Origin of the sequence: Leptospira alstonii serovar Sichuan str. 79601, from assembly GCF_000347175.1 — a bacterium.
Lineage (GTDB): Bacteria > Spirochaetota > Leptospiria > Leptospirales > Leptospiraceae > Leptospira > Leptospira alstonii.
The window spans coordinates 43,562-51,618 of sequence record NZ_ANIK01000109.1; the positions used below are offsets into that span (position 1 = coordinate 43,562).

Below are 8,057 nucleotides of genomic sequence, written 5' to 3' on the forward strand. Positions count from 1 at the left end.
TCGTCGATAAACGGTCGGAACGGAATTTGGAAGTCTACACATGAAGATTCAATGGTTTCATTACGAAAAGGAGGGATATTTTCTCTCCGTCAAAAACCTGAACGAACCGATCGAGTCTCTCAATCCGCTCTATTTACGAATCACTCATTTCGACCGACACATCGATAAGATCATCGGTTTTCTTCTGGATCGTTATCTTCAGTATTTGGACATCGCACCTCTTCGGGAATGTATCTTTTCCATTTTAAGAGAGACCATCATGAACGCCGTAAAGGCGAATCAAAAGAGGGTGGTTTTTAAGGAAGCGGGTTTGGATATTAAAGACCCGGATCAATACGTGATCGGGATGGAAAAGTTCAAGGAGAAATTGATTTCCAAGAGGGAACTTTACACCGATCTTGTGGAACAAAACGGATTGTACGTTCTTATCACGTTCGGCTTTAATCAGAATAGTTTTCTTTTGAAGGTTGCGAACAATGTCGGTATTCTTCCCGAAGAGGATCAAAGGATTCAAGAAAGAATTTCGAAGGCGCACTCGTATAACGATCTTTCCGAGGTTTTCGAAAATCACGGGGACGAATCGGAAGGCGCCGGTTTGGGACTTGCGATGTCGCTTCTGATGTTGAGAAACGAGGGGATCGAAGGAGATTCGTATCGGATCAAATCGGAAGAAGGAGTCACTTCGGCCTATATCAAAATCCCTTTCGAATTTAAAAAAAGAAATATCATTCTTCAAAAAACGGGGGACGTTCTTTCCGAATTGGATTCCCTTCCCACGTTTCCGGACAACGTAAATCAGATTATGAGTCTGATCAACAAACCGGATTCTTCGATCCAGAACATCACCGAACTTGTGGGTCGAGACGTATCACTTTCTACGAATATTCTAAAATTGGCAAATTCCGCCTCGTTTTCCCAAAGGACGAGGGTGGAAAATTTGGAGGATGCGATCAAAGTTATCGGTCTTTCCGAGTTAAACAGCATTCTTTTGAGTTTGGGAACTAAAAAGATTCTGGAAGAAAAATACGAGGAGTTCGAATCGATCTGGGAAAGATCCAGTTTGTCCGCGTTTATCTGCAAACGCCTCGGGGAAAGAATGGGTTGGAAAAAACAAACCGTCACCGTGCTGGTCTGCGCGGCCTTGTTACACGACGTGGGCCGGGTGATTTTACTTTCTCTCGAACCCGACATCTCCGCAAAAATCGCTGAAATTTTAGGAAATCGACTTTTCCCCGCTCCGTTGACTTTGGAAGAAGCTGCATTAGGAATTTCTCATACGACTTTGGGAGGAATGGTCTGCGAGAAGTGGAATTTTTCGGACACGATTCGAGTCGCAGCAGAAATGCATCACAGACCGCTTTTGGTCAAGAAAGAATTTCAAGATCCCGTATTTTCGATTTATCTTTCGGATATGATCATCGACATTTCCCAAGGTCTTTCGGATTATTCTCTGATACAATCCGCCGTTCTTCATCATTTCGATTTTAAAAAAGAGGAAGAGCTGACAGAGTTCACGGAAAAAACCCTTAAGGAATACAAGGACTTCGACAAAAAATCCTGATTAAGATATATGCAGTATTTTTGATATATAAACGGAAAGCGATTTTGCGGCTTCGTGGAAATCCTTAGGTTTCAATTCTTCCGGTCTTTTGTCGGGATCTATCCCCGCGGTTTCCAAGGCCCGAAAACATTCGATACGAAAGATTTCCTCCGAAAAATTTTCCGAGGAACTAACCTCCGCGGGAAGGGACGCGATCGGTGCGTCCCGAAACGAGGAAGTCAATTTTTTTCTTTTTCCCCAGAAGGCGGTTCTACAAAGACATTCGAGCGCGATAAACCCGGATCGATTTTCAAATACCGGAGAGGATTTATATTCTAAGATGGAAGAATCCACGTTCGGTCTCGGATAAAAAGCTCCGGCCTTGACGTCTTTTTTTAATTTCCAACTTCCGTACGCGGAAAGATAAAATTGAATCGAGGAAGGTTCGTTCGAAATTCTTTTTGCGAACTCTTTTTGTACGAGAAACGTCGCGCCTTTGAGTCCTTTTAAATTTTTAACCGCGTTTAAGGTCAGCTCCGAAGAAATGTAGTAGGGAAGATTTCCAAAAAGATAAACCGATTCTTCGGAGTATTCGTTTAAAAAATCCAGAGCGTCGCCCTCCCTGAGTTCGAATTCCGGAAGATATTCCCGGAGCCAATTTGCGTAAACCGGATCGATTTCGAATAACGTGACCGGTTTTTGAAAGTCGAGCAATCCGTGCGAGATCGCGCCGAGCCCCGGTCCGATTTCCAAAATCCGATCGATCGTCGAAAGGATTTCGGGATTCAGACAAGTAAGAATGGATTGGATCGCATTCGGATCGATTAAAAAGTTCTGTCCCCATTTTTTTAAAGGGGCCGAGGATTTCGACTCCAGAAATTTTCGGATTTCAGAAACTTTCCGAAATGGGTATTCTCTGGAGCTCATCTTTTTCCAGAAACACCCAACTCTCCGAAAGCCCAAGCAGTTTTCGGTTTTGATTCCAGACTTCCGAACCGTCTCTGCTTCCGAAAGGAGTTTCTAAAAGAATCCAGCCGCTGCCCGTTTTCGTTTTTTGAGCGAGTTCGATGAGAGAATCCTTTTTTGTATGAAAGAATAAAATTTTGGATTGGTTCGAGAGGGAAATTTCGCGGATCGGATTCGATTTGAGAATCCGGAACCGACTCGCTCGACTCCAGAGTTCAAAGTCTCGACCGGAATAAAGGACGTCGATTTGCGGTCGATCCTGCAAACATTGAAAGGCCCAAGTGAGACAGGACTCGTGTTCCACGAATACGTTTTTCAGAGGGCGTTTATACGTAGAATCGCAATAAATTTTTTTCGAAGTTCGAAACGCGTTCGAGATCACCTTGGTTCCGTATTTGCATTTTCCGGAAAAAATCAAGGAATCTCCGTTCCTTAAAAGAAAGAAAAACCGATTGTTTACGATTCGATCGGTCACAGGAAATAAATTCGGAGATTGGTAGAGAAGGACGTGAATTCCGAAAATCGAAACAAAAAACAAAACACAAAAAATCGTATCCGATTTTTTTGACGAAGTACCGGAATATCCTGCGTTTTCGTTCTTTATGAAAAGTTCGGAGAAACTCGGAACTTCGCTTCCTGAAATCGGAGATCTGTGTTTTTCGAAGGGCTCCGAAAAGTTTCGAATCCGTCGTAAACGGCTTTTCTCTATAAAATAAGAATAGAAGAATATTATAAAACACAACAATAACCAACCGAAAATTCCGATCCAGGTAGCGTCTCCCATTTCCTTATAAAAACCGAGAGGTTTGGATAACGTTTCCGACAAGTGGATCAAAATTTGAATTAAGAATTCCGTAATGGACCAAAACGGTTCGGCGAGGAAGGTCAGTTTTGTTTTTTGTACGAGCAGGGAAAGATAAAGAATCGGAAGCAGAATCCCCGCCAAAGGAACCATGATCAGGTTGAGTAGAATCGATCCGAAACTGAAAGACCCGAAGGCAAACAGTAACACAGGCATCGTTCCAAGTCCTGCGGAAAATGAAATCGACAGATTCTCCTTAAAGAAGGAAGATATGCGATTTTCGTCCGAAAGAAAATTACACGCGATTTGTATCGGATAAGAAAAAAAGAATATTCCGGCGACGGCTCCGAAAGAAAGACAAAAGGAAACCGTATAAAATCGAGGAGGGTCCGCGATCCATAAGATCCAAGCGGAGCCCAGTAGCAGATCGGCCGACCGTAATTTTCGAAAGAATAATCCTTGGAACAACAACATTCCCGCAAAGATCCAGGCTCTTGCAAGTGAAACCGGATAACCCAAGGCGGAAAGATATAGAAATCCGGTAAACAACGGAAGGATTCTCGGTAGGTTATATCCCAAACTCGGCATCAGACTTAGGAGTCGAAACTGAACCCCCATCAATATTCCGAGATGTAATCCGGAGGCGGCAAACAAATGAAGAATCCCTCCTTCTTTTGCTTTCGTTTTAAATTCTCCGGAAAGTTGTTTCGCCTCTCCGAAGATAAGCCCCAAGGCGACCCGACCGGAATTTTTTTCCAGGTCCGCTTCTTTTAACTCGAGCAAAACCTGTTCTCTAAATTTTTCTTGGAAGATTTTTTCCGGTTTTCCGAACGGATTTTTTTTGGAAACGCCGAAGGATTTTCTTTCCGGACTTTTTTGAAATTTTTCCGGAAATACGAACGAAACATACGCGAGAAAAAGCATTCCAAAAATAAAATATTCGGAAATTTGAAATCGTTTTTTTAGGAATTGTCCGATCGAATACGCGACGATACAGATTCCGATCCCGAGGAGCGCCGTTCCCGGAAAAATTAAGTCGATGACGATTCCAGTAAGCGTTCCAAGAGCGAATTTTGAAAATGCGGAACAAGGCAGCCAATTTCGGATATGTTTTTCCATACCCTTTGCGGTTCCGGATCGGTTTAGCACAGAGTAGGGTAAACTGAATTTTTTTTATAATTTCGGAAAAAAATTCATTTCTTTCCGGTGTACCGTCCGATATCTAGTATAGATTGTCCCCAGAAATAAGATCTTTGATGCGACATAGGGTATTTCCGGAAAGAAGTCCCTCCTAAAGTTTATACCAAGTCGGTATTCTTTCCGGATCTGAATTCTGAAGAGGAGGAAAGAACATGGACGTTCCACTCACAAATCTAATCGGCGCGGCGGAAAAACTCATCCGCGACAAACGGTCCTCCGTTAGCGGTAAAACCGCGTCTACTCAAACAGAACGAGGAAGTCTGGATAAAACCGAATTTTCTTCCGGGCTCACTTCTCGTTATTTGAAAATTCAGGAAACTCTTTCCAGTCTTCAAGGCGAGTTTACCCGCGAACAAATGAAACTCGGCGTTTTGAACGAGGGTAATACTCCGAACAGCGGGCTCATCAATATTCTGTTCGGTGAAACTCCTTTGTTTAGGGAACTTGCGGAAAATCCGGATATCGACCAAGCCGTTTTGAAAGAGCAGATTCAAGAAAAGAAAAACAAACTTACGGATGCGATCCGTAACTTAGAAGTGGAATCTGAAAACATTTTTTCCGTCGGAATGTTGAAAGATCGGGATAACTTTTCCAAGTCCTTGGAAACGATTACCGGCAAAAATGTTCAGATGAAACAACTCTCGGAAAAAACGATCGAGAGGCTGATTAAAGAATAATAAGAAAACGGGAAAACTCGGCCCCTTCCCGTTTTTACTCCGCCCGGCCCCCTTCATCCTAACCTACCAAAGACGCATAACGTATATTTTCGCCGGTTTTTTACCATAACCCAACCCCCCAATTACCCGGATCTGAAGATAAGAAACCTGTCCCCTTTCTTTGCTTCGCAAAGAAGCCGCCGCTTCCCGGCGGTTATCTCGCTTTTAAGGTCGCTCGATTTGCAAGTAAAAAGCCTCATTCTTGTCGGAACACTTGCGTTTTATTGTATGTAAAGTCCTAATCCCTAAAATCTAATCACTCGACATTTGAAACGTGTGCGTTTTTGATCCTTCTTCCAAAATCCTTCTCAACTTGTGGGACTGATTATGGCTGCTTCCGGATTCCAATAGGGTGAAATACCCTATTCTCTTATAAATTTCTTTCCAAAAGAATAGGGTCACCTTAGTCGAAGACAGACGTAAGGGGAAAAAAGATTATGATCCGCTTTTTGATTCTTCTTTTTATACTGTTTCTTCAAGCTTGTTCACCTACTTCCGATACGAAAACGAACAATTACTCATGGACATTTCTCTTATTCCAAGAAAACGGCGATCCCGGCTTTCGCGAAAACAAAAATGAAAATGAAAATGAAAACGAAAATTTAGATTTCTTTGTGAGCCAAAACTCAATCCTATTTCGTGAAAATTTAGGAAACTTAGATTGGACTCTGATGATTGGATCTCCGTCCGTTTTAACCATGCGCCCTAAACTCGCAATCGATGGAGGTGGTTCCATTTATATCGCGGCGGATATCGATGCCGGTATCGACAGAGATCCACTACAGGACGAACCTCAGAACAATTCGATTAAAGGAATTAGGGATTTGGTTCTCGGAAAATACGACTCTCAAAAAAAAACAATTTGGGCAAAACAAGTCGGAGCGCCCGGCACGACGTTGAACGTTAGCGGACTTGCGGTCGATCGGAACGGGAACGCCTACGTAACCGGTTCTATCGTCGGAGTTTTCGAAGATGTACCCGTAGGCGGAAAGAAGGATCTGTTTTTGGTTAAATTCGCTCCGGACGGAAGTTTAGTCTGGAAAAAACAAACGGGACCGTCCGGTAGAAATTATGACGTTTCTCCCGAAAAAATCGCGGTGGATACATTCGGAAATTCTTATATAGTTGGAACTTCAGACGGGCCGTTCGGCGGTAGCGCCGAAAAACACGGCAACGGGTTTATCATCAAGTTTGATACCGACGGAAACCAGCTTTGGGTCAAACAGCTTTCCATCCGAGACGCCGCTATCTTTCCGATGGGGGTTGCCTTTGACAAAGTTACGGGTAGGATTTATATGGTCGGTTACGGAAACGCAAACTTCGAGACCGAGTCGTTTCCCGGCATAGGATATAACAACTTTTTTATCCTTAAATACGACGGAGACGGCAATGGACAATTTTTCGCTCAACTCGGGGTTGCTTCGAAAAGAATGGGGGCGTATTCCGTCGCTGTCGATTTATCCGGAAACGTATTTGCAGGCGGAACGAGCGACGCAAATTTCGATCCCGAAGCGGTCGGAAGCGGCTTTCTGGGAACATTAGTAAAATATAATTCATCCGGCGTTCAACAATGGGTTAGACAATTCGGTCCATTCGTCGGTCGAAAAAATACCGTAATTCAGGCAATGGCAACCGATAAAGTCGGAAACGTTTTCACAACGGGTTGGAGCAATGGAAATATAATGGATGAAGGCGACAATTCGATAGGAAGTGCGGATGTTTTTCTAACCAAATACGATCCTTTCGGTCAAAACGAATGGAAGCGACAAATCGGAACTGCCGGGGTTCGTATGTCCGGAAATGGAATCGAAATCGACTTGGAAGGAAACCTCTATTGCGCCGGATGGACTACCGGAGCCGTAAACGAAATTCCCGTTACGGGAAACAGGGACCTTTTCCTTATGAAATTTAATTGAATCGTTTTTTATTTAAAAGTGTTTCTATGCGATAAACTTTACCCAATTGATTTTGATGTGGTGGTGGGAAGAAACCCTATTTCGCTTTCTAAGGATCGCGAAATAGGAGGCGGAGGACTCGGGAGGTTTTCTTTATCAGAAAATCATACTTTTTGCAAGTAAAAAACTCCATTCTTGTCGGAACACTTGCGTTTTATTGTATGTATGTAAAGTCCTAATTCCTAAAATATAATCACTCGCCACTTGAAACGTGTGCGTTTTTGATCCTTCTTCTTCCAAAATCCTTCTCAACTTGTGGTAACGTTATGATAGAGAGCGTTTCACTGAGTTCAGAGAGTGATTAATTGAAGATCTCTGTGTTTTAGTTTCCCTGATTTTGAATATTGAGAAATAAAACTCAATTTCGCTCCCTACGGGTCGCGAAATAGGTGCCTCACTCTATGGATCATTCGGCAGGGTAGCATTGAGTTTTTTATTCACCCGGATTTTTAACCGCCGGAACTCACGTTATTTATCGTTTTATTCCTTCTTTTACTAGACAAAATGGCGCCCCTTCTCGGCTTGAAAACCGTGGGTTAGATGCGAAGCATTTACCACAAAACAAGAAAACCAACAGAAGGAACGTAATGAAAAGAAAAGTATATGTAGGAATGGATGTCCACAAAGAAACGATCAGTATCGCGTATTTAACGAGCAATTCAAAGGAACTGGTGAAAGAACAACAGATAAAGCATAATGAGGTTCAGATTAAAAAATTTGTAACCAAACTGAAATCGGAATGGAACGAAATACATTGTTGTTACGAAGCAGGAGTAACCGGGTATCCACTTTACAGATATTTAAATTCCTTAGGAGTGAATTGCACATTGATAGCACCGGGCAAGATCCCAAGACAAAGTTCGGACAAAATCAAAACG

Annotated in this window: 6 protein-coding genes and 1 pseudogene; 4 read left to right on the forward strand and 3 right to left on the reverse strand. The window is 42.8% G+C overall.

What is annotated here, in order from left to right:
• The first annotated feature begins 40 nt into the window (after positions 1–40).
• Positions 41–1,561, forward strand: coding sequence for an HDOD domain-containing protein (locus LEP1GSC194_RS18300; protein WP_020774974.1), 1,521 nt, complete (start codon positions 41–43; stop codon positions 1,559–1,561).
• Here the strand turns inward: LEP1GSC194_RS18300 and rsmA are convergent, their stop codons facing one another.
• The 3 genes and pseudogenes from rsmA to LEP1GSC194_RS21800 all read right to left on the reverse strand — a co-directional run.
• Complete coding sequence (gene rsmA / locus LEP1GSC194_RS18305; RefSeq protein ID WP_020774951.1) at positions 1,562–2,467, reverse strand: 16S rRNA (adenine(1518)-N(6)/adenine(1519)-N(6))-dimethyltransferase RsmA; 906 nt, start codon at positions 2,465–2,467, stop codon at positions 1,562–1,564.
• Complete coding sequence (locus tag LEP1GSC194_RS18310; RefSeq protein WP_020774969.1) at positions 2,430–4,427, reverse strand: ComEC/Rec2 family competence protein; 1,998 nt, start codon at positions 4,425–4,427, stop codon at positions 2,430–2,432. Before LEP1GSC194_RS18310 ends, rsmA begins: the two co-directional genes overlap by 38 nt.
• Before the next feature lie 34 nt (positions 4,428–4,461).
• Positions 4,462–4,662, reverse strand: a pseudogene (locus LEP1GSC194_RS21800) (hypothetical protein); the annotation flags it as partial.
• On the opposite strand from LEP1GSC194_RS21800, the gene LEP1GSC194_RS18315 reads away from it, so the two are divergent.
• The 3 genes from LEP1GSC194_RS18315 to LEP1GSC194_RS18325 all read left to right on the forward strand — a co-directional run.
• The gene (locus tag LEP1GSC194_RS18315; protein WP_020774956.1) at positions 4,661–5,185 is read left to right on the forward strand and encodes an LIC10415 family protein; all 525 of its coding nucleotides are present in this window, start codon (positions 4,661–4,663) and stop codon (positions 5,183–5,185) included. The pseudogene LEP1GSC194_RS21800 and the gene LEP1GSC194_RS18315 overlap by 2 nt on opposite strands.
• Positions 5,186–5,661: 476 nt before the next feature.
• Positions 5,662–7,140, forward strand: a complete 1,479-nt coding sequence (locus tag LEP1GSC194_RS18320; protein ID WP_020774973.1) for an SBBP repeat beta-propeller lipoprotein, LipL53 family — start codon at positions 5,662–5,664, stop codon at positions 7,138–7,140.
• Between the two features lie 626 nt (positions 7,141–7,766).
• On the forward strand, positions 7,767–8,057 hold a 291-nt coding region (locus LEP1GSC194_RS18325; RefSeq protein ID WP_020774978.1), incomplete at its 3' end, for an IS110 family transposase.

Coding starts and splice junctions, on each gene's coding strand:
- rsmA (WP_020774951.1), bottom strand. CDS start 2,467: ATGAGCTCCAGAGAATACCCATTTCGGAAAGTTTCTGAAATCCGAAAA.
- LEP1GSC194_RS18315 (WP_020774956.1), top strand. CDS start 4,661: ATGGACGTTCCACTCACAAATCTAATCGGCGCGGCGGAAAAACTCATC.
- LEP1GSC194_RS18320 (WP_020774973.1), top strand. CDS start 5,662: ATGATCCGCTTTTTGATTCTTCTTTTTATACTGTTTCTTCAAGCTTGT.
- LEP1GSC194_RS18310 (WP_020774969.1), bottom strand. CDS start 4,427: ATGGAAAAACATATCCGAAATTGGCTGCCTTGTTCCGCATTTTCAAAA.
- LEP1GSC194_RS18300 (WP_020774974.1), top strand. CDS start 41: ATGAAGATTCAATGGTTTCATTACGAAAAGGAGGGATATTTTCTCTCC.